This is a genomic window from Pseudoalteromonas lipolytica, assembly GCF_900116435.1.
Classification (GTDB): Bacteria; Pseudomonadota; Gammaproteobacteria; order Enterobacterales; family Alteromonadaceae; genus Pseudoalteromonas; species Pseudoalteromonas lipolytica.
Genome location: NZ_FPAZ01000002.1, coordinates 133,436 through 156,319, shown reverse-complemented (window position 1 = coordinate 156,319; position 22,884 = coordinate 133,436). Strand labels below are relative to the sequence as shown.

19 protein-coding genes are annotated in these 22,884 nt (G+C 40.7%); 7 read left to right on the top strand and 12 right to left on the bottom strand.

The genetic code is table 11. The features are described from left to right. Both BM378_RS02215 and BM378_RS02210 read right to left on the bottom strand, forming a co-directional pair. A complete protein-coding gene (locus tag BM378_RS02215; RefSeq protein ID WP_074988483.1) occupies positions 1-2,316 on the bottom strand; it encodes a carboxypeptidase-like regulatory domain-containing protein in 2,316 nt (771 codons plus the stop codon). A gap of 11 nt (positions 2,317-2,327) precedes the next feature. Further along, positions 2,328-3,755 (bottom strand): glycerophosphodiester phosphodiesterase, encoded by a 1,428-nt coding sequence (locus tag BM378_RS02210; protein WP_227006873.1) that lies wholly within the window; start codon positions 3,753-3,755, stop codon positions 2,328-2,330. Between the two features lie 243 nt (positions 3,756-3,998). Here BM378_RS02210 and dgt point away from each other — a divergent pair, with 243 nt between their 5' ends. Continuing rightward, entirely contained in the window at positions 3,999-5,417 is a 1,419-nt protein-coding gene (dgt, locus tag BM378_RS02205) for a dGTPase (RefSeq protein ID WP_074988482.1), read from the top strand. A gap of 113 nt (positions 5,418-5,530) precedes the next feature. Beyond that, positions 5,531-7,582 carry a hypothetical protein gene (locus BM378_RS02200; protein ID WP_074988481.1) on the top strand — a complete coding sequence of 684 codons (2,052 nt, stop codon included), beginning with the start codon at positions 5,531-5,533 and terminating at the stop codon, positions 7,580-7,582. A gap of 78 nt (positions 7,583-7,660) precedes the next feature. Here BM378_RS02200 and BM378_RS02195 read toward each other — a convergent pair whose 3' ends face one another. Together BM378_RS02195 and BM378_RS02190 are read right to left on the bottom strand one after the other, a co-directional pair. Next, positions 7,661-8,350, bottom strand: a complete 690-nt coding sequence (locus BM378_RS02195; protein ID WP_143104557.1) for a hypothetical protein — start codon at positions 8,348-8,350, stop codon at positions 7,661-7,663. 419 nt (positions 8,351-8,769) lie between these two features. Further along, the gene (locus BM378_RS02190; protein WP_074988479.1) at positions 8,770-9,684 is read right to left on the bottom strand and encodes a LysR substrate-binding domain-containing protein; all 915 of its coding nucleotides are present in this window, start codon (positions 9,682-9,684) and stop codon (positions 8,770-8,772) included. 113 nt (positions 9,685-9,797) lie between these two features. Here BM378_RS02190 and BM378_RS02185 point away from each other — a divergent pair, with 113 nt between their 5' ends. Then, a complete protein-coding gene (locus tag BM378_RS02185; protein ID WP_074988478.1) occupies positions 9,798-10,103 on the top strand; it encodes a hypothetical protein in 306 nt (101 codons plus the stop codon). Between the two features lie 127 nt (positions 10,104-10,230). Here the strand turns inward: BM378_RS02185 and BM378_RS02180 are convergent, their stop codons facing one another. Together BM378_RS02180 and BM378_RS02175 are read right to left on the bottom strand one after the other, a co-directional pair. Further along, complete coding sequence (locus BM378_RS02180; RefSeq protein ID WP_036972494.1) at positions 10,231-10,518, bottom strand: putative quinol monooxygenase; 288 nt, start codon at positions 10,516-10,518, stop codon at positions 10,231-10,233. Beyond that, the gene (locus BM378_RS02175; protein WP_074988477.1) at positions 10,515-10,736 is read right to left on the bottom strand and encodes a DUF2798 domain-containing protein; all 222 of its coding nucleotides are present in this window, start codon (positions 10,734-10,736) and stop codon (positions 10,515-10,517) included. Before BM378_RS02175 ends, BM378_RS02180 begins: the two co-directional genes overlap by 4 nt. 81 nt (positions 10,737-10,817) lie before the next feature. On the opposite strand from BM378_RS02175, the gene BM378_RS02170 reads away from it, so the two are divergent. Continuing rightward, positions 10,818-11,672: a LysR family transcriptional regulator gene (locus tag BM378_RS02170; RefSeq protein WP_074988476.1), complete on the top strand. Its 855-nt coding sequence runs from the start codon at positions 10,818-10,820 to the stop codon at positions 11,670-11,672. Here the strand turns inward: BM378_RS02170 and BM378_RS20590 are convergent. Next, positions 11,661-11,786: a hypothetical protein gene (locus BM378_RS20590; RefSeq protein ID WP_256213497.1), complete on the bottom strand. Its 126-nt coding sequence runs from the start codon at positions 11,784-11,786 to the stop codon at positions 11,661-11,663. The genes BM378_RS02170 and BM378_RS20590 overlap by 12 nt on opposite strands. 432 nt (positions 11,787-12,218) lie before the next feature. Between BM378_RS20590 and BM378_RS20585 the strand changes: the two genes are divergently transcribed. The 3 genes from BM378_RS20585 (at position 12,219) to BM378_RS02160 (ending at position 16,668) form a co-directional block, all read left to right on the top strand. Further along, positions 12,219-12,638, top strand: coding sequence for a nuclease-related domain-containing protein (locus BM378_RS20585; RefSeq protein WP_227006872.1), 420 nt, complete (start codon positions 12,219-12,221; stop codon positions 12,636-12,638). Between the two features lie 48 nt (positions 12,639-12,686). After that, positions 12,687-13,244 (top strand): hypothetical protein, encoded by a 558-nt coding sequence (locus tag BM378_RS20580; protein WP_227006871.1) that lies wholly within the window; start codon positions 12,687-12,689, stop codon positions 13,242-13,244. Positions 13,245-13,518: 274 nt separating this feature from the next. Further along, on the top strand, positions 13,519-16,668 hold the full coding sequence (locus tag BM378_RS02160; RefSeq protein ID WP_074988475.1) for a DEAD/DEAH box helicase: 3,150 nt from the start codon (positions 13,519-13,521) through the stop codon (positions 16,666-16,668). Positions 16,669-16,934: 266 nt separating this feature from the next. Here the strand turns inward: BM378_RS02160 and BM378_RS02155 are convergent, their stop codons facing one another. Genes BM378_RS02155 through BM378_RS02135 form a run of 5 tightly spaced genes read right to left on the bottom strand, consistent with a single transcriptional unit; the run spans position 16,935 to position 22,574 of the window. Then, positions 16,935-17,492, bottom strand: a complete 558-nt coding sequence (locus BM378_RS02155) for an SLATT domain-containing protein (protein ID WP_074988474.1) — start codon at positions 17,490-17,492, stop codon at positions 16,935-16,937. Positions 17,493-17,502: 10 nt separating this feature from the next. Further along, the gene (locus BM378_RS20720) at positions 17,503-17,709 is read right to left on the bottom strand and encodes a KTSC domain-containing protein (protein ID WP_074988473.1); all 207 of its coding nucleotides are present in this window, start codon (positions 17,707-17,709) and stop codon (positions 17,503-17,505) included. A gap of 26 nt (positions 17,710-17,735) precedes the next feature. Further along, positions 17,736-19,505: an ATP-binding protein gene (locus BM378_RS02145; protein WP_074988472.1), complete on the bottom strand. Its 1,770-nt coding sequence runs from the start codon at positions 19,503-19,505 to the stop codon at positions 17,736-17,738. Further along, positions 19,498-20,697, bottom strand: coding sequence for an SIR2 family protein (locus BM378_RS02140; RefSeq protein WP_083422853.1), 1,200 nt, complete (start codon positions 20,695-20,697; stop codon positions 19,498-19,500). Before BM378_RS02140 ends, BM378_RS02145 begins: the two co-directional genes overlap by 8 nt. Before the next feature lie 32 nt (positions 20,698-20,729). Further along, positions 20,730-22,574 carry a hypothetical protein gene (locus tag BM378_RS02135; protein ID WP_074988471.1) on the bottom strand — a complete coding sequence of 615 codons (1,845 nt, stop codon included), beginning with the start codon at positions 22,572-22,574 and terminating at the stop codon, positions 20,730-20,732. Between the last annotated feature and the right edge of the window lie 310 nt (positions 22,575-22,884).

The following is a 22,884-nucleotide window of genomic DNA, read 5'->3' as shown; positions in this document are numbered from 1 at the left end:
TTATTTACTTAAATCAATTGTTAATGTTTGTTCGCCAGCCTCTATTTGATGCCAACGACGATACGTTTTATACCCCGGTGCCGACACCTGAATATCGTACGCGCCCGTTTTTAAAGTCATTCCTGGGCGGTACTTAGGACCTATATTCATAATACGAACCGTGGCATTAGGTGCATTGGTGGCAATGGTCAGTTTGGTTTTTTGCTCAACCAAATATTGTCTGCGAGATTGTTGCTCGGCGCTTAAATTTGCCGTCTCGTGACGTAAAATATCAACCTGTGCCAGCGCATGGCTCATCGGGCTAAAACGCTCGTATATATGCAGTTTTTCTTCAAAGGCTAAGCCTAAAGGATGCAGTACCGGCTGGGCATGAAGAGTCCAACGAATCGCGTAGCTAAATACCGGATTACTCGACTCATCCACTTTGTCTAAAAAGTAGTTAACCGGGCTTTGCTCATCTTCGGTAAAGCTATTATGAATAAAGAGCACTGGGGCAATTAAAATCACGGCAGGCATTATCAGTTTTTGCAGTACGCTCAGCCATGTTGTTGGCTGCTTTTCTTGGGCAGGTTTAATAAGTTGCCATAATTTCAACGGCAGCTTGCTAAACGTTAAACAAATTAAAAATAACGATAACGACATTGAAATAGGCGGAATAATCACCGAACGCAGCGCCTGTTTACCGTACTGTGCGTACTCACCGCCATCGGCAAATTTACCTTCAGCGCTATTAAGCATGGCTACGTACTTGTCGGTGCGTTTTTCAATATTCGGATCAAGCACCTGATCTTTAAAGTTCTTTTTATTCCAGTCTGCGCGAATGTTTTTCACGTATAAGTCGCCCATACGATCGGCGATTTTGGCTTGAATTTCTGGGTGTAACTGAAACTCAACCCAGCTTAAGTTAGGCTGTAAGCTCATACCCCGTTTGCGCATTTCACTTTGCCATTGGTTTGTCGCTTCTTGAGTGACTTTAGTCGCAACGGCATTAGCAAATACCTGACGTTGATTAACATTCCACGTGCTATCAAGCTCAAGGCCTTTGCTTGCAAAATGGGCACGCAGCTTTTGTTGCGTGGTGTCGTGTGCACGAAACGCCATTAAGTTTTCAAGGGTAAACGGGTAACCCGTTTCTTTAACAAACATTTTATGAAAATTAGGATGCTGTAAAAAACGTAGTTGATAATGATCAGGGTCGTCGGTGTATTTATACCGCTTATCTTTAAAGCCGCCGTCGCCACCGGTCGCTAAACTTGCCGCTTGCAATGCAGTGTAAACACCGCCCGTTAGCACACCCATTAAAATAGTGCCTGCGGCGTTTTCTGCTACCGAGACATCTTCTTCTATTAACCAATAGTCTGGCTCAATGTAACCAATACCGGCTTTTAAAATGGTGCTTCGGTAATCGGCCGCTTCACGTTCGTAACAGCGATTACGGCGGTCTTTTTCGCTGCTTTTATCGTAGCGCTCACGGCACTTCGCAATACTATTGTGGTAATCGTATATTTTAGGGCCGTACTTTTGTGCACGCGCAGAGGCTTTAGCAATATGGGCTTTTTGCGCTTGTTGATACTTATTCCACCCGCTGTTGATTTCTTGCTCAACCTGTTGCCAATAACCTTGCTCGCGCTCACCTATGCTGGCTAACGTGTGGTTATATTTTTTACTGCCCTGTGCGTAGGCTTTGTACTTAACCACCAGCTCATCGTACAACTGGCTGTAATTTTTATAATGTTTATCAAAATCTTGATACGCTTTCTTTTGCACGAAAGAGGCAATAATTTTACGCTTATCTTGCTCAAGGTTATCAGACAGTGCCGCATCGCTATAAAGTAGGCCACCAAACAACGCTAAAAAAGTCAGGTTTTCTGAGCTGTGCAACTGTTCGGGGTTGTAATCAAGGTCGTTTACTTTAATTGAGTTAATTGCCAAGGCATCACGCAGCGCTGCGCTATAGGTTGCAAACTGGCGTTGCTCAGCCGTTGAGGGTTCTATTAACGTTTTTTCGATGGCGTACTTTTGCCCAAAAAACACCACCGGCCACACAAGGCAAAGTAGCGCAATAAACGAAACAACACCGCGGCCAACTTTAGCAACCATGGCTTTGGGTAAAAAGTCGGCTAATAACAGTGCGACACCAACGCCCGACACCGCACGCCCATAAATTTCGAGGTGCTCTAAATCGGCCGCAGAAGGGGTGCCTAACCCTACGAGCGACACAAGTTGCGCATTAAAAATTGCTTCGGGTAATAAATATAAAGTAGCTAAAACAAGCAGCAGACAGCGCCACCAAAACGGCTTTATTATTGTAGTCATAGTATTGTTCTTTATTGCTTTTTACGTAGTTCTAATTCAACCGCTGGGTCGGTTTCCAAGCTAAAGTCTTCATCGGCTTGGCGTGTGCCAATTTCGAGATTGGGTGCTTTAGGCGTCTGTGTAACCTGTGGAACATAGCTCACTGCTTGAGTCGATTTAAGCGTGCCTCCAACAGCAGGATAAAGCTTGTTACTTTGATACGCTTTAAGCTCGTCTAGGCGCTCTAAATCAAGATCATCGGGCATGCTTGCTATTAACTTAGCGTCGGCTTCATCGCTAAAATAAGGGGTCACGTTTGGCAGCTCAAACACCGAGCAAAAGCCATACACTGTGTCGTCAATAATCACAGAGTCGGGACGCACCGAGCGCGACTGCGCTAGTAAACTGCGCTCATGATAGTCGTGACCGTTAATTGAATAAGTCGCAATCATAATGCCACGCGCCTTGGCACTGGGCTTTAAACGAGCAGCGGTTTGCTTGTAGTGTCGAATATCAAGCACGTAGCCAAAGTTACGCTTCAGCTGTTTAGCTAATTTGTCGAGCTGCAACGGGCTGTCGTAACGCTTTTCACGGTGATAACGATTACCTAACGCTTGCAAGCTTTCGAGCTGTTCTTTGTTACGCTCATAAATAGGGTCACTCCCTGCACCGCGTTTTAAGTCACTGGCAAGCTTGTTCATAGACGCTTTAGCTGGCGACTGAATAAACGCTAAATAAATGTCGGGGTTAATGTCACGCATACGCGTTAAATTGCGCATTTCTAAACTGCTAAAAAAGTAATTACCGCCACCAATGTATTCATACGCCAGGTAGTCGAGCATTTTAAGATCGTTGATCGAAGCGTTTGATTTAATTTCAATATTAAGCTTTTGATGCGGTTTACGATAACGCGCAAAGCTCGATGCTAACTCACGAAAAGAGGCAGGCAAGTCATCACTCAGTAAGCCTGTATCTTGATTGCGAAGGCGCAAATACCCCCACTCATTTTTATAACTCATCGACTCAATTTTGCGACGCTTGTTGTCGACCGTGCCCGTTTCGCGGCCGGTACGCGCATCGTGGTGTACAACCCACACATCGTCGCGGGTAATACGCACGTCAATTTCAATCACGTCAAAGTTATTATCAATGGCATCAATCACTGCATTAACTGAGTTTTCGGCGTAACGAATCGAACCTCGGTGGCTTTGCAGGTTAAATCCACTGCATTGTCGCGCCGACACATAGTTAATATTGCCAAGTTGGCTCTCAAAGAAGCCTCGGGCAAACAGTGCTTCTTGCTTGGCTTTCACTGCTTGCTTTTGTGCAACAGTGAGCGTGCTTTCGGGAGTCGCTTCTGGGGTACTTTTACAGGCCGTTAAGCCAACACAAATAAGTAAAATGCCGACCAGCAGCAAAGGTTTAGTAAACGAAGTTTGCATCATTGCATTTACAGCCAAAAGGCTTTCCTTTTTTATTAGAGCTCATAAAGAAGTGTGTAAAGCTGAATAATATATGAATAGAGGTCCCGATTTAAAGTAATAACTTTAATTAATCCAAATATTTTAATTTAAGATACAAGCTGTTAGATTAAATTTAATAACTATCGCAGTTTTGATAACAACACTGAGCAGCCTAATAGGAAGCGCCTCGTGGGAATGAAACATGATCGACTTTCGTAAAAAATTACCCCTGCGCGCGAAATGCGCTCAACCAACACGTTACACACAGCCCTTGAAAGTGATCGGGGGCGCATTATTAACAGTGCCGCCATTCGTCGTTTACAACAAAAAACCCAAGTTTTCCCACTCGAACGCAATGCAGCGGTGCGCTCGCGGCTAACCCACTCTCTTGAAGTACAACAAGTGGGGCGCTTTATAGTGCAAACAATTTTTAATAAGTTAAGCGACGCCCAACAAAAAGAGTATGGCCTTGCAGGCCTAGAAAGGCCCTTAGAGAGCCTTGTTGAAATGGCGTGTTTGATGCACGACATTGGCAACCCGCCATTTGGTCACTTTGGCGAAGCCGCCATAAACCAATGGTTTGAAAAACACTTAGAGTCCCTCACGCCAGAGCGCTGCAAAGCCAGTGGCATACATGTTATTTTTAAGCACCTTACACAAGACATCAAAAATTTTGAAGGCAATGCGCAAGGTATTCGCATTATTCATTCTTTGCTTTCACTTAACCTAACATACAGCCAAAGCGCCGGCATATTAAAGTACACCCGCCCTGCCAGCATGGCTAAAAAAGACATCCCTCAAGACAAAAATTACTTAATGAAAAAAGTGGGTTATTACTTTAGCGAAAAACCCTTTATTGAGGCACTGCAAACCGAGCTTGATATAGAGCAATATTGCCGCCACCCCTCAAGTTACATAATGGAAGCAGCCGACGACATTTCGTATTGCCTTGCCGACATAGAAGACGCTGTAGAAAAAGGCATTATAAACGTTGAACTATTGTGCGAAAAATTAAAAGAGCAATACACGCGCACCTTAACAAACCTCACGCTTAACGACACCAAGCACAGTGACTTTGCCGAAAAAGCCATTGATTACGCACTGAGTAAAGCCGCCGAGCAGCCCTATAACTATAATAGCGAGTTTTTTATTTACCTACGCGTGACCTTGCTACACCCGTTGGTAAATTATGCCGCAGAGCGTTTTGTTGGCAATATTGAAGCCATTTACCACGGCGACTTTAACCAAGCCTTACTGGAAGATCGCAGTCACTTGCATGCAGTCACACTCACGTTAAAACAAGTGGCCATTAAACATGTATTTTGCCACAAAGAAGTAGAGCGCCTAGAGCTGCAAGGTTATCGGATCATTAGCGGTTTGCTCGATTGCTACAAACCTTTACTCGCCCTTGACCACGACGCCTTTAAACGGGTTTTAAAAGGCGACCCTCAGTATTTAATTGAAACACGGCTCGTTAAAAAGCTCTCAAATAAACACATAAACAGCTACCAAAAAGCCATTGATGCCTTAAAAGCAGAGCCCGATCACTTTGCAGCCTATGAGTTTTATTACCGTTGCAGACTTGTTCAAGATTACATTAGCGGTATGACCGACCAATTTGCTTACGACGAGTACCGCGCTTTAATGGTTATTGATTGATTCATTTAGCTATTTATTTTAATTTGTTAACAAAATGTGGATAAAAAACCTATCAAGGCTTAGAATTAAGTCATTGTTTGGGTCACCAGATTAACCTTACTGGTCAGGAAACTATGCCAATTATAAAAACAACACTTTTACTGATACTTGCTAGTGTAAGTTTCACCAGCGAAGCGCAGTATAATGAGGCCATGTGCATTTTGTTAAAACAACAAATGCATGAATTTCGTAATAATACGAGTAATCGCAATTATCGCTCTGCAGCTCGTAACTATGAAAAGAACTGTAAAAATCCGACGCCTGTCCACAATGTCGAAGCATTTGAAAAGTTAACCGCGCAATCGGCAGAATCGACCCCCATAACCCCCAACAAATCAGTAAGCCCAACAGAGCACTCGGCAGCCATTCAAGGCATTGCTGACGATACCCCAGCACCTGAGCCACAAAACCTCGACGTAACGCAATTAGATCAAGCAACTCAAGATACGCCGCCTACATCAGAGCCAGAACTCATTTCTGATGTAGCCGCCATTGAACCTGTAGCCAATGCATCAACGCTCGAAACAACAGAGCCAGTGCAGAGCGTACCGCAGCCGCAAAACGAGACTAACGAAGCGCTAACAACGGCGCAGACAGCAACGCCACAAACAGCAACGCCGCATACAGCAGCATCACAAACAACAGCGCCGCAGACAAATAATTCAACCGATAACCTTGAAAGCGAGCCTGCATCTGATACACCCCCTGTGTCAGCAACAGAGGCAGAAAAACCAGTCGATGCCGCGCCAATACCCGCAGAGCCTGCACCAACACCACAACCAGCCCCGATGCAAAGCGCCGCGCCTAGTTCGTCAACGTCACTGCTTATGCCCAGCTTAATCGTGCTATTAGTGCTGCTTGTGGCGGGTTTGTTTATTGTACGATTACGCAAAAGTAAACAACAAGACACACACCCTGAACTTGAACACAGCTTACTAGAAGCGCAAGCACTAAAAGCTGCCGCAAACGCAAATAAAGAAGCCGAAGAACTTAAATCGGCCACCACCGCGATACTTGCAGAGCAAAGCACAGAACAAGCCCCCGACATAGAGAATGAATTAGAGCAAAGTCGTTCGTTTACAGCCACAGACAACGAAGACAGCAACGATGAGCTTTCGGAACTTGCCCGCTTTAGTGCTGAACGCGACTTTCACGAGCAACACACTGATTTTGCCGATGCGGCTCAGTTTAATGAGCTTGTACTCGATAACGACGAGACAGAGCCCAAAGATACTGAGCCCACGCAAACTGAAACCTTGTTAAGCAGTTCATCATTCGGCTTCGACGAGTACGCAAAGCAAGAGCCGCTTACAGACGACGAGCCATTGACCAATGAGCTTATAAATAACGAGCTTGAAAGTGATGATCTTGAAAGTAACGTTCTTGAAAACGATAGATTTGAAAGTGATGCTCTTGAAAGTAACGAGCTTGAAAGTACCGAGCTTGAAAATGACGAGCTCGAACAAGCGCCGGCTTTTACTAGTAGTTCATCATTTGGTTTCGACGAGTATGCAAAGCAAGAACCGCTTACAGACGAGCCATTGACCAATGAGCTTATTAATGACGAGCTTGAAAATGACGAGCTTGAACAAGCGCCTGCTTTTACTAGCAGTTCATCATTCGGCTTCGACGAGTATGCAAAGCAAGAGCCGCTTACAGACGACGAGCCTGTAAAAGATGACGTACCAGAGTACGACTTATCATCGTTAATGGGTGACGATTTATCATTTGCCGATCAATTTAACGACCAGCCATCGCTAGTTACTGAACCTAAGCCATCAAACACCGACGACGATATTAGCGACGACGATTTGGCAAAAGCGTTACAAGCACTTGAGCAAGAACTGTACGAAGAGCCTAAGCACACTCAGGTTGAATATACAGAGCAAAACGATGATGAAACACTAACAGAAACCGAGCAAGAGCAGGAACCAGCACAACAAGATGATAACGACGAGCATACCGACAGTAAGCCACACAATCCGTTTGCAAACTTGTCGCTAGACCCTGCGTGGGATCCAAACTCATCAGAAAAACCCTCGTTAGAGAGCAAAGCTAAACAGCCGAAATCTCAAGCCTTAATCGACGCCGAAGAACGCGCCAAACAACTCAAAACCGACGACTAGCGACTAAGGTTTTTTAAATAAAGGTTTTTTTAATCAATAAAGATTTTAAAAAAAGGGAAAGCACCGTGCTTTCCCTTTTTATTTCAGTGTGGTGCGCGGGCGCATCAACCAATGAAAAACAAATATCAACGAAAAGAAAACAGCCACGGCCAGCACACACAAAAGAATAATGTTTTTTGGCAAAAACGAGTCACTCTTGTAGGTGTGGCGCTTTATTTCGCGCTCAGCACTTAACTTTGTTCTTTCGGCTTTACTGGGTAATTTAAACTCATGAAATGAGTCGTTAGATGTTACTTCTGAACGCACCGTTTGGGTGCTCTTTTGCTGCCATAGCATATCAAACTGCTGAAACTGCACTTGCTTATTCTCAATACACCACTCTAAATATTGCACTGACAATGGCTTATTAAGGCAACGAGACGGGATCACATAAAAACGGTCCCATGCGGCCTGCTTGCTAATGTATGCTTGTTCTGACAAGGGTTTCGCTAACGAATTTTCAAGGTAAGCAATATCATGGTTATAAAATGCGAACTTGCGCTCAGCTATTTGCTCTTCGGTTAAACAATTCGATGCAATGCGATCAGATAAGTTTTGAATGCGCTGTTTGTAATCATCAACTTCGTCGAGCAGGTGAGTTTTACGCAGTGCCGATTGCAGTTCACTGCGTTTAGCTTCCATAGCGTGGCATTCAACTGAAGGTGCTGTTGTTTGCGCCCATGACACACACGGCGACAATAACAGAGAGAATAAAATCCATTTAATCATTAATTTACGTCACTGTAAAATAGAGAGGAACAGAGTACCATTTTTAGCTAAAAATTCAATACGGTTGCGTTAAATCTCCGCTCTTCTTTATCCGCTCTTCTTTAAATAATGGCTAAGATGAATACGCTCCTCGTATTCATTATTTACCCACTGGGCGCTGCCACTATTAAATCATTCTTGCTACAACAGACTGTACTACCTATTCACTTAATTAAATGAGCAATCTTGGGGCAATAAAATCCCGTTGATAACACGGCAAACATGTCGTTATTGAGTTGTTCTCGGCAATTGCTCCTGCATTGCGCTACCTCCTGCATCCATGCAGTCGTAAATCAAACATTTTAAGCACCGCTAGCGACAGGTTTAACCCCTCAAAATAATTAAGTATTCTTGCGAATTAATATAATGCCGCTTAGTTATTAAAGTGACTGCTGATGCTTATAAAATTGCTCATCGTCAAGCTCAAATTGGCGCATTAACCAGTCTTTAAAAACCTGCACCTTGTGCCATGTAAAATGCTCTGCTGGCCCCGCTAAATAGTATTTAAATTGGCATGGGTATTCAAAGTCGGGGTAAATTTCAAGCTGCCCAAGTTGTAATTGCGTTTCTATTAGGCGTCGGCGAACGATAGCAATACCTTGCCCTGCAAGGGTTGCTTGTATAACCAATGCCGCATTGTCTATTTCGAGCGAAGGTAACGCATCGGCGTTCATGCCTAATTGCTCTGCAAACGTTAACCAACCTCGTTCGGCATCGGGGCAAATATCTTTTATTAGTTTTTGCGCCATTACTTGCGGCTTAAGCGTTTTAGTTACATCAATTAAACCCGGTTTGTAAGCTAAAAATAAGCTGTCGTCGGTTAAAAGCTCACTTTGTAAGTCTGGGTAATTACCAAGACCAAAGCGGATACCTAAATCAACTTGCCCCGTTGAAAAGTCGGCCAATTGATCGCTAGGTTCAATACGTACTTTTATGTTTGGGTATTGGTGTTGAAAATCGCTGATACGCCCCAGTAACCAGCCACTAGCAAACGAAGGCAGCACCGATAAGTTTAACGTATTTGGGTGACTGTCTTGGCTTAATGACTGCACACCCGTATGCAAATGATCAAACCCCTTGAGTACATGAGGCAACAATTGCTCGCCCTGACGCGTTAGTTCAACGTAACGCGTATGACGGGTAAATAAAGCACAACCCAGTTGCTGTTCGAGTAGCCGAATTTGTTGGCTCACAGCAGCTTGGCTTACAAATAACTGCTCAGCGGCCAGCTTAAAGCTGCCAAGCTTTGCAGCATGCTTAAAATACCAAAGGCTCTTTAAAGGAGGAAGTTTCATATGCGCTTATGGTTAATAAAAACTTAAGCATAGGCAATTTTTAATCGTTTGTCAGCATTGTTCTCTCACGTAATACTCATACAGCCAACCGCCACCAATTAAGGATAACTGTTATGAAATACTGCATCATTTTACTCTTTATTTGCCTATCGAGTGCAAGCTATGCAAACCAACCCGCTGTAACACAGCTTGATACCGACGAAGGCTACCCCTATAAAAACTTAATTCAAAAAGTAGAACGCGTTGAAATTAGATACGTTGAAAACCAATACACAGTAACGTGCCGCGTGAATGTGCAAACACTGCATAATCAATACAATGGCAAAGAGTACACCGTGTCTGCAAAATTATTTGCCAAACGCCCCATGGCCGCTTGCCTCACACGTGACAAAGCCAAACAAATTTTAACCATGCTTTAACCCGTTTCAACCTTGTAAAACTAGGCTACGAAAAGCAGTACTTCCCCAGTAGCCTAGTTTTTTTAGCGCCCAAAATTTCTAACGTCTAATATCAAACGTCTAACTTCTAACTTCTAACTTCTAACGTCTAATTTATAACCTCTTCCACTTTCTCAACTTCAACCGGCTCTGCCAACGCATTCTCATAAAACGCGAACACCGCTTTGGTATAAGGCTGAGCATAATGCGCATCAAGCGCAGCTTGCGATACAAACTGCTCCACTAAAAACAAACAGCGCTGCTCCTTACTTGCAAACAACTCGAATCGGTTGCATCCAGGCTCTGCGCGAGTGGCAGCTAAAATGCACTGTAAACGCCCTTTACACTCTTCGAATAACGCCGCTTTAGGGGTGATTTTTGCAACTATATTTATCATACTGATTCCTTACTAAGTAACTTTAAAACCCATGTTCTAATAGGCGGTGCCACTGTAAACGCCACCACAAACGCAGCCGGCCACGCATTAGCAAAGGCCTTCATCCAACTTGCTATAAACGTATCGCTTAGGCCTAAATTCACGTATGTAACCCATGCCGATAATAAAAACGACATTAAGAACGAAAACGCCGCAGTAAAAATAAAATGAATTTTCATATGTCCTCCTTGGCGTTACTATATTTGCACAGGGCAAGTGACAACAGTCACGAAAATGCAAACTAAGATTGAGGGAGTCGTATGCTGGATGATCTGCATTTGTTTATTGAGATAGCACGCCGTAAAAGCATGAGCCAAACAGCAAAAGATCTCGGCTTAAATCTTTCAACCCTTTCTAGGCGCATACAGGCATTAGAAGACAAACTTGGCGAACCATTGCTGCAACGCACCGCCAGAGGCATTGTACTCACAGCCAAAGGTGAAACCCTTTACGATGAACTCGGTCAGCAAGTGCTTGCACTTAATAGCCAATTAAAACAATTAAATGACTCGTCGGGAGCAAAAGACTTTTACCTCCTGTGCCCACAAAATATCATTGCTGGCCCACTCATGAGCGCAATAAATCAGTTTGCCTTAGCCAACCCTGCGCTTAATCTCCACATTTACCCAAGTAATGCCAATAGCCAACTAAGCCAAAAGCGTTTTGACCTAGCGATTAGAGTGGGCGAACAACAAGATTCAAGCTATTTTCAAAAACGCCTAGGGGCGATTGCCATAAAGCTAATAGTAAAGAAAGGGGCGCCAACATCACGCCTAGTGCTGCCCTATTCAGAGTCGCAGCTGCCTAGCGGATTATTAACCGCATTAAAAAATGAATTTGAACAAATAAGCTTTTGTTTTGATATTACAATCGCCAGAAAAATGATCGAAGCAGGCTACGGTGTAGGCATACTGCCCATGAGTGAAATTAGCTGCATAAAAGACACCCACAACTTTAGTTATGTAGAAACGCCCCACAGCATTCCAGCAAGGCCAATATACGCCCTGTGGGCTCACTCGCGCACACCCTCTGCGAATGCGCAGTTATTAATAGCGCAACTACAAACCAGTATTGCGGGTTCACCAAGCTTACAGGGGGAAATATTAGCGCTTTAATACTTGCTGCTTGTGTTGTGAAAGAGCCTGTCGCAGCGATTTAACATCGCGTATTCGCTCTAGGCTTGGCTCTTTAAGCTCGACATCTAAGATTGACTCTCTAAGCTCGCACATCGCACCTTGGCGCTATTCCGCCCTTGTAGGCGTGAAATTTATTTCGCGCGTTTTCAATTGCAACCATACACAAAAACACACCGCCATACTTAACAGCCACCACCCGTAGGAGCCGTTTTAACGGTGAATCTGTCGCAGCGATTTATAGTGCGTATTCGTTCTAAGCTTAGCTCACTAAGATTGACTCTCCAAGCTCGCACATCGCATCTCGCATCTCAAATCTCGCACCTCGGCACTATTCCGCTCTTGTAGGCGTGAAATTTATTTCTCGCGTTTTTCAATTGCCGCAACATCCAAAAACACACCACCATACCTAACAGCCACCACCCGTAGGAGCCGTTTTAACGGTGAAATTTGGTTATCGAGCTTTTAAGTATTTTAATTAGGAACTAGAATGTTATCTTTCAAAAATACATGATGAAAGGATTTCTCATGATCCTAAAAGATAAATCACCCACTAAGTCTAATTCACCTAAGATCCAAGCTGGTGAAAAGCAAGAGCTAGACGTCGCATTTTATTTACGTCGGGCATTCAAAGATCATCCTCAAGTCTTCGTCTTTAATGATGTTAAATTTAAGCACAATAACGAAACGGCACAGATAGACCATCTTATTGTTTATACATACGGGTTTATACTAATCGAATCAAAAAGTATTACTGGTGAAGTTGCCATAAATGAACACCAAGAATGGAGCCGTAGCTACCGAGGAAAATGGCAAGGCATGCCATCACCAATAAAACAAGTTGAGCTACAAGTCGCATTACTTAAGAGTTTAGTTATAGACAATGCGCAACATCTACTTCCTAAAATGTTTGGCAAAATACAGCAAAACTTTGGTGGTCGAGAATAGCATAGTCTCTGTGCTATATCGAGTAATGCGATAATTAATCGAGATTGCATGCCTAAATCGCTTGAAGATCGATTAGTTAAGTCAGAGTTTATAGCTGATAAGCTTTTGCAAATTATGAAACTCCCAACTTCAACACCCAATGCATTGCACTTTTTATCAACAAATGTGCGCCCTTGGTTTAGTAAAGAAAGTATCACTAGAATTTGTAAGTTTCTTTTAGAGAAAAATATCGCGCCTACTGAACAGCTTATAACTGATACGACATCATTAAACCTTAGCGAGCCCACGCCAATATATAGTGGTGAAACAAAAGCAGAAGCCCTATCAAATAGTGAACAACCAAGAGTTATAAACCTACAATGTAAAGGTTGTGGTAGTGTAAATACTCTTGAAGCTCATTCAGGTCGTTATGGATATTACGTTACATGTTCCAAATGCAATACTAATACTCCGATGAAAGCTCCGTGTGTTCAATGCGAGGATGTAAATACTAAAGTAAGTAAGCGCAAAGATGCTTATTCTTTAATTTGTGGTAGCTGTGAAAATAAAGCATTAATCGTATTTGATAATTATGTCGCGTTGGCGACGGCAACCAAAGAGAAGTAACCGCCGACTTCTCTTTGGAATCTCTCGGCGCCCCGAGGTTCACACTGTTTCCTCAATTTGAATTAATTAAATGAACGTAACCAGCGTAGATAGGCCATCCATGGCCAAGCTACGCTTTCTACAGCATCCATGCTGTTAATTACTCATAATTAATTCAATTTCGGGTGTGAACACGGGGTGTAACCGTAACTAAAGCCTTCAAATTACCAATGAGTTATTATTTGTTTTCATTATCTATTTTAGTAAACTGACTGTTCGAAAACAGGGAGTCGTTATGGAACAGGTTGGTATTTACGAGCAACTGATTACGCAAGTAATCGAGCAACACCTAGATCGTGAACAGTTTTATGTCGGAGAACGCCAACTTGAATCAGCAGAAGCTGCCACTTGGCTGTCTCGATTTTTAGGTAAGTTAATTGCTCACGCGATTGATGCTATACCTAGTTCAAATAATCGCTTACAAGAGCAAATCAATCTAGCAAATAACTTAGTTTTTTGGCTTAAAGATCATATTCGAGATGATGAGCTAATAAGTGAAAACCTAATAGATAGCCAAGGTAGAATCCTCACTGCACTATTCAATACTGAAAACCCAATTGCAGCAAACCTCAAAGACTACGCCAAAAATATATTTCCATTAACAGGGCTTACCCAAAGCGAATTATTTAGTGGCGCGAATGCGGGTATATCGCTCGAGACAGAATTAAAGCGTGAGATAAAATCGGCCGACACTATTTACTGGTTAGTTTCATTTATAAAGTGGACAGGGCTAAGAATATTTAAAAATGAACTTGAAGCCTTTACCAAAAGTGGTAAAAAACTAAAAGTTATCACCACCTCTTACATGGGGGCAACAGATGCTAAAGCGGTTGAGTTTTTGGCAAGCCTACCAAACACTGAAGTAAAACTAAGCTATAACAATCAGCAAGAACGTTTACACGCAAAATCTTACTTATTTATGCGTAACACCGGTTTTCATACTGGCTATATTGGTTCGTCTAACTTATCGCATTCGGCACTCACCAGCGGCCTTGAATGGAATTTAAAAATTACAGCGCAAGAAATTCCGCATATTATCGCTAAAACCAAAAGCTCCTTTGAAACCTACTGGCAATCACCAGACTTTGAACTGTTTAGTGGTAAAGTTGAATGTAAAGAAAAGCTAATAAACTCACTGAATGAACAGCGTGGTAAAGGACAAGCAAGTAACCAGTTCTATTTTGATATAACCCCTAAAACTCATCAATTAGCTATTTTAGAAAAACTAAGTGTTGAACGAAGCGTTCACAATCGCTTTAAAAACTTAGTAGTAGCAACTGGCACAGGTAAAACAATCATATCTGCATTTGATTTTAAAACCGTGTACGACCAAAAACCAAATGCCAACTTTTTATTTGTTGCTCACCGAGAAGAAATCCTCACTCAAGCACAAAGCGCATATCGTGGAGTGCTAAAAAATAATGATTTTGGCGAGCTTTGGGTTGGCAACTACAAACCTCAAAGATACAACCAATTATTTGCCTCAATTCAAACCCTTAACAACCAAATCGACAACATAAAATTGAGTGCTGATTTTTATGATTATATTGTTATTGATGAAGTGCATCACGTAAGTGCTAACAGTTACCGTGGCATTCTTAATTACTTCAAACCAAACATTTTATTAGGGTTAACGGCCACACCTGAAAGGCAAGATGAGGCAAATATATTAGAAGATTTCTGTGGTGTTATTGCCGCAGAGATCCGCTTACCAGAAGCCATAAATCAGCGCCATTTATGCCCGTTCCAATACTTTGGCCTTGATGACGATACAGATTTAAGCACGGTAACGTGGCGAGGCGGTCGTTACGATATTAGTGAGCTTAGTAAGCTATATACAGGCGAGAATAACCGCGCGAATAAAATCATATCGAGTCTCAACGACATCGTTACAAATATTAACGCTATTAAGGCATTAGCATTTTGTGTAAGCCAAGATCATGCTGAGTTTATGGCCAGTAAGTTTAACCTTGCAGGTATAAGTGCAGACGTACTTACCAGTAAAAATACTAGTGAACGAAAACACAAACAGCAGGCGCTTAGACGAGGTGAAATACACATACTCTGCGTCGTTGATATTTTTAACGAAGGGGTCGATATTCCAGAAGTAGATACCCTGCTCTTTTTGCGTCCAACCGAGAGCCTAACGCTATTTTTACAGCAATTAGGTCGTGGCCTACGTTTACCCGACAACAGTCAAAAGCAATGTTGTACTGTACTCGACTTTGTTGGTAACGCTCGCCCCGAATATGACTTTGCCAATAAGTTTCGCGCACTCATTGGAAAAAGTAACCAGCCAATAAAAACCGAAATAGAAAATAACTTTCCGCACTTGCCGCTGGGCTGTCGTATAGAGCTACAAGAACGCACGCAAAAAACTATTTTACGTAATATACAACAAGCAACAAACAGCAAACGCCGTTTGCAACAGCTTATAAACAGTTATTCTCATCATACAAGCGACGAGCTAACGCTAAGTAACTTTTTACGTATAAACCCACAAGTCACATTAGAAGATATTTATAAACCAAAAGATACAAGGCATGGCGGTTGGCATTGGTTAAAAGACGATGATATTCCAGCAGATCAAGTTGATATATATAGTGCCTATTACAGAGCTATAAATACGCAATTACTTAGCTGTGATTCACTGAGCTATTTGTGCTTTTTACGCGATTTATGTAACAGCGACTTTAGCATTGAGATAACACCTCAAAATCAACAGTATGCACTCATGGCACATTACAATTTTTGGGATAACACTGGCACAAGTCTAGGGTTTAAATCCCTTAAGCAAAGCTTACAAGCACTAAAAAACCCGTTATTACAAAAAGAGTTATCAGAAGTGATTGCGCTTTTAATAAATCGTATTCATCAACAAGAAAGTGATTTAGCGTGCTTACCAAACCATGCAATAAAATTGCACAGCCGCTACACTCGCCAACAAATATTAGCGGCGTTCGGCGCGCATACGTTTGATAAAAAATCGACCGCTCGCGAAGGTGTATTAGAGTTCAAAGAACAAAATTTAGAGCTACTATTCGTCACGCTCAATAAGTGCGAAAAAACCTACTCACCAACAACGCTGTATCACGACTATGCAATCAGCCCAACCTTGTTTCATTGGCAAACGCAAAACAGCGCCCGACCAGAACACGGCCGCGGCCTAAGCTACATTCAGCACCAACAAACAGGCAAAACCATCTTGCTGTTTGTGCGTGAACAAAGCAAAGATGAAAACGGCCGAACCATGGGATTTGTGAACTATGGCGAGGTTAAATATCAAAGCCACAGCGGCAGCCAGCCTATGAACATAACATGGGAATTAGTAAGCCCCATGCCAAACGAGATGTGGCATGAGGCAGGAAAATTGGCGGTTGGGTGATAATTTAAATTAGAGGATATTATTTGAGTGATTTGTTTCAAGCCACCAAAATTATTGCAGCTCTATTTAAAGCTGCAACAGCCTTCATAATTGCATCTACGGGTGCATTTTCTTTCTTTTACCGATTGATAAAACGACTCATCGCTTGACTCATTAAGGACCTTGTAATAGGAGTTTTTACATATTTTATGCAACTGAAGACCTCCCCGATTAAGTTCAACCCAATAGAAATATTTACTGAAAGTAATAGGGGAGATAGTTTGCTGCTAACTTAGTATGTAATACATAAATTGAGTGAGGAGCACTAAGAACCCACCAAATAAGACATATATAATTCGCTCCCAATTTATCTTATAACTTTTCCCCTCTATCGCGGACAACGGCGTCAACGGTGCATTTTGTGAAGTATACTCCCACTCAATTCTTAGTATTTTAAGCTTATAATCAAGCTTTTCCTTTTCAATTGAGCCTTTTTCTATCTTAAGCTTTTCTAGCTGTCTTCTTAGCTTTCCATAACAACCAGCGGCAGATCTGTGCTGCTCCGCTTGCTCTGAAAATCTGGCAAAAGAAACAACACCAGATAAAACAGCTGCAAAAATGCTCATACAAACCATGAAGTATTTTAAAAAGCCTGATGCTTGTATAAACAACATAGCTGTAACTATTGTTGAACTAATTATTAATGCATATCCTGTTAAGTTAGCTCTTTTATATAAGGTTTCAGAGCGGGAGTAGTGACCTTTTTGAGCGTTATGTAGTCTAGTTATCCAGTCATTGATTAACTCTTTTAGATCAGTTGATTGCGTATTGTTTACGGCAGACATATTCTTCTCTTTACACTTTACTACAACTGAACTCGTTCTTTATGGACCTATGATGATAAGATCCTAAAGAACTAGAGCTAATTAACTCTTCGTAGATGTACTGAGGTACATCATAATATTGATAAATACCACTTTTAAATTCAATTTCGAGAGTTAAACTATTTTCGTCATATCCTACTGATACTAAGTTGCTTGATTCTACGGGTACTCTTTCCATATTATTTACTCTTATTTAGCTATTATTCATTTAACTTCAGTACATTGCGAGCGCCATGCACTCACCAAAACTTTAAAGTCGTGAGCCTTTCTTACATTAGTCCAACTTTTCGATACTTGAGGGTCGTGGCTATTCGGAAATTGGCCTGTTTTAGGTATCCTAAACTTAAATCGCATAGGTAACTTTGCTGCTTCGCCTGTCACTATAGCCTCACCAGTTCTTAAAACAGGTAAAGAATCAACTATACCTGAAAGGCTGTCTGCCATTGCCGACTTAACTCTACTACGATCCGCTGAATTACTTATTCTTAATGAAAATAGAGTTCCACATTGCGAAAGAATAGTTTCATCTATCTCTGAAGGTCTTTGACTTATTAACATTGAACCAACACCAAATTTTCGGCCTTCTTTTGCAATTCGTCTTACCATTGCTTTAGATAAACCACTATTTTCCACAGAAAGATAACGATGCGCTTCTTCCATAACGAGTAATAAAGGATTTAAGCGCATACCTGCATCTAAATTTCTACTCCAAATTGCGGACTCAAAGAGAATATCAAGCATTGAACCCAGTAAAAGATCCAGTTTCTCAGATGGCATCCCTGATAAATCTAATATTGTGATAGGTTTATCTTCACCTACCCAGCTCTTAATCAAATCCTGTAAGTCTTTCTCTGATTTGTAGTTTACGTCCGGTGACCAACCTCCAGGCGATAGGAAGAAGCTATACTGACTATCAAGTAACTTTGAACGCATATTATCAAGGTTTTTCTTCCATCGATTATCTCCTCCTTTCTTTGTAAAACCATCCGTTGAAGTATTTGGAGGCCTAAATTTTGGAGGTATTAAATTATCTATATCACCTTCCCCATTAACAGCAAAGGCAGGCGTTTCCATTTCTTTTTCATTCCAAGTGATTGAATCAAACTTATATAGGTCATACCATACTTTCTTTAAGCTAAATGGTATTGGAGTTGTTGCAGTTACTTTATTTGGGTCTAAATTAATTTCCGGGTTCTTATTAATAAACTCTTTTTTTTCTTCCACTATAAAGTCTAAAAATTTATTTTTTAAATCCTGGGTATTACCACAAAGAAATTCAATCAAGCTTTCGGGGGCTACACACCAGTATGGTATAAATAAATTCTCAGTACCTTTTTCACCATCAATGGTAAAAATATTCGCAATATCACCTAAGGCAGATGAATATTCACCATGAAGATCAAAAAGAACAACTCTAGCAGAAGGCATTAAAACTTCTGGTGTATGAGAAGTAATGATTGCTCTCAATAGACTAGCAACACTTGTTGATTTCCCTGAGCCTGTGGAGCCAAGAACAGCGCTATGCTTATTGACTAAGTTATCTAAATCGATACTTACATCAATACTATCAGAGCTTGAAAGCTTGCCTATTATGATTTGACCTAGATCTCCAGTACCATATATCTTTTTTAAGTCAGTCTCAGTGACTAAATGTACTTCTTCTGAAATTGAAGGGAATTGACTGATTCCACGCTCAAAATCACTACCTATGGCTTCACCAACTAACTCAACTTTAATTACCCTGCTTGTACTATGGTTATTTTTATCTGATGAATGTTCTGCTGTTTCCGATATAATACCGTAAAGATTGTTATAACCTTGCGGTATCCGAACAAAGCTGCCAACTTGTCCAATCCTATGAGTTTTTCCTTCAATAACTAATAAACCAGAAACTACTTGTGGTGTTAACTCAACAAAAATAGAAGCACCAGAGACCGATGTAATATTTCCTAAAAAGGTTGGGACTTTATTCATCTACATGGCCTTGTTCTACTTTTTTATCCTCTAATAAAAGCTCTTGTAAACGAATTGAGGATCCACCTGAACTAGCTAAAAATTTAGCAAAGGTAACAAAGTCACCTAACTTGAATGAATTATTCATCCAATATTCACTTCGAATAATATCCCAATTTTTGCTTGGTGATTGGCCTATTGCCCAAGGTGCTTTTATTCCATTAATTACAGCACCATCAGAACAATAGACACTTATATTTGGTGTTCTTAAAGCTGCACAAGTTGCATAAAGTTCTTCATCTAATTTCTTATATTGAAATGCAAGTATTGCTGAAGATTTATTTTCCGAAAGACATTCATCTAACTTAGCAGTTATATGTGCGTCGGCAAAAGAAAATCCGATTGTTAAAAGAAGGGTATCAGGTTCAAGAAGAAAATTTTTAAGTCTATCAAATAGAGCTGAAAATGGAGCTGATTGAGTTTGGTCATATTTTATATGAGAAGGATAAACCATCGTATCTTCATCGTTGCTATTTCCGCGTATTACCTCCCCCTTTTCATTTTTTGACCAATTAATTGACCCATGTAACTTCCATAACCTAATCCATTTAGCAGGCAAATCATTACTTGAAATACTAGATGGGTCAAAGAAAGCATTTCTAGAACCTGAAAAACCGTCAAAATATGGTGTTCTTACTCTCTCCATAGCCTCTTCTAATAATAAATCATAGTTTGTTGTAAATAGCTCAACTGCAAAGTCTCTGTTTATTCCATTAATCCATGAAATCAAGTGGCTATAAGGATTATCGCAGCTTGGTAGTTCCTTGCTCACTATAGCTTTAATAATACTACATATTTTGAATGATAACTTTTCATAACCTTTAGCATTAAGTCCATATACTTCAGTTATACCAATTACTTCAGCTAAAGAACGTACGCGAGAAAGTATTAATTCGATATTTTTAATACCGAGATCTATTTCTAAAGCATCGAATACTTTTTTCTCCGAATCATCTAAACCTTGATATACAAGCTCTGTTAACCCAGCAATATCTGGAATCAAGGGCTTTCTTGGAGTATTTGGATCAGCAGTGTTAATACTAACAGGTGCCCCTGCACCTATTAAAACTCCTATTTTCTTTTTGTTGTGCGTTAATAAATGGCGAAAGTCATACATATACTGATCTGGATTATGTACTGTCGTGGTCGTCATATTATTCCTTGAATATTTGTGGACTTTAAGATTTATATATTTTTCGCTATTAACTCAGCTTTCAACAAGCCACCCTTAGTCAATAATTTAGGGGCAAAGCTTGGATTTCGCTTAGATTTATAAGCGTCGAGTATTAACTTCAAACCATGTGCCTCGAGAAGAGAGATATTTACCTCTGTATCCATTTCAGCAGACTCAATAAAATCCTCAGAAAAACTCGGTGCAATTATTAGTACTTGAGCAACTCGTTTGCCCTGATTTTCAGCGCGAGTTACATAAGCTTTAACTTGGCGAGAGGTCGTTGAGTATTTAGCAAAATCACCGTTTTTGCAGGTTTTCGCTTCACCAATAATGATATCGTTATCACTCAACGAAATAACAATATCAGCCTTGTCTTTGGTTGTATTGAGGTCTTTACGCAGATCTTCATCAATGTTTAATTCTAAAACTTCTAATATAGCTTTTGTGACTTCTTCAAATTTAATACCTAAATCTGCCTCTAAAACTTCGACACCTGCATCTCGAAGTGCATTCACATCTCTTCTTGCTAAGGCATCGTAGTTTTCAATTAATTTATCTGTGGCATTTGCAAAGCTTTCCAATATTGCAAAACGAGGATTACCACGCTTTGATAAACCTATGCTGTCGCGCACTTCTTTTACTTCATCATTTGATAGCAGATATAAAATGTCATGGGGTGTGATACTAAGTGAACGAAGTTTTTCTGTGTCTATAATTTCAGTTGGCTCTAACTCAAAAGCTTCTTTCAAAACTGCTGGCATGGTTGGGAAGTGCTCTTCGAGCGTTTTGAGTAATTGTTTAAACCCACTAGCACTCAAAGAATCAAACTCTTTTTCAGTTGCACCAGACAACGAATTTAAAATTAAGCCTATTCTTTCATCTAAAGTTGTCCCCAACTTTTCAGTATCAATTTCAAGATCAGTGATTAACTGCTTTAAGCGTTCTTTTCGCTGATTTTGTGTATCTTCAGGGCTATGTATATCATCACTTAAAAGCTTAGATGCACTTATACCTGAATGAATAATTGTTTGAATTTTCTCAGCTCGACTAATGCCTCGGATCTTACGGCCATGAGCTTTTAGTGCATTTGAAAGTTCAGCATCTGTGCAAGTTCTTAATATTCTTAACACATATTTATCAGCTAAATCTTTGCCTTGTAATTCATTTAATAATGTAACAATTTCATCTGGAACAAATACTTCTTGTCGTTTTTTGCTGATAAATACTAAGCCCATATCTCTCAAGCTATTTAGCGCATCTAGAACACCATTTTCTGGAATCACATCTACTAAATGCTCTATTGCAGCGCACTCATCAGTTGTTAGCTCTAACTCATTAGAAAGAACATTTAGAATACTTCTTTCATCATCAGTTACTTTTGCATCACGATTATTTTTTTGATCATTAAAATACGCTTCATTCATGCAAGCATGATAAATTTTGAGAGCTTTATTTCTGTCGAATGTACTTTCAGGTGAGCCTTGCTTTATACATGTCAGTAGATCTTTAGATAGCTTTGACAACTCTTTCCACTCTTTTGCGTATAGAGTTTCAATCCAACTGATTCTTGCAACACAGTTACCATCTCGACTTAACAAATTAATTAATAAGTTTAGCTGTGCAGAACTCATTAAAATCTGTTCTTTAACAGACTCTTTAAAGAAGTCTCTCACTGTATTAAAAAGCTGAGTTATTTCACTGCCCGATGCATTTTTTATTTGTCCATCAATATTATCGATCGTTTTAGCTAGCTTCTTATTATTTTTAGCTGCATCAGAACAAAGGCGATCGAGACATGAAATGAATTTTGATTTTTCAACTTGGTTGACGATAGATAAAACTTGATTAAGTTTCATTTTACAGAGTCCTTTCTTATTATGTGGTTATTAACCTAGCAGTTATTTGTAATTAGAGCAATTTTCGTTCAGTTAATATTCATTTCTAGAGTTTAATGGAACAGCTATTAAGTAACACCAATCTACCAGCACACTCCAATTCCCCGTGATCACACCTGAAACTAAGTTAATGATGAGTAATTTACAGCATGGATGCTGTACAAAGCGTAGCTTGGCCATGGATGGCCTATCTACGCTGGTTACGTTCACATCATTAACATAAGTTGAAGATCAAGTGTGATCCTCGGGTGCGCCGAGAAAGTCCAGAGAG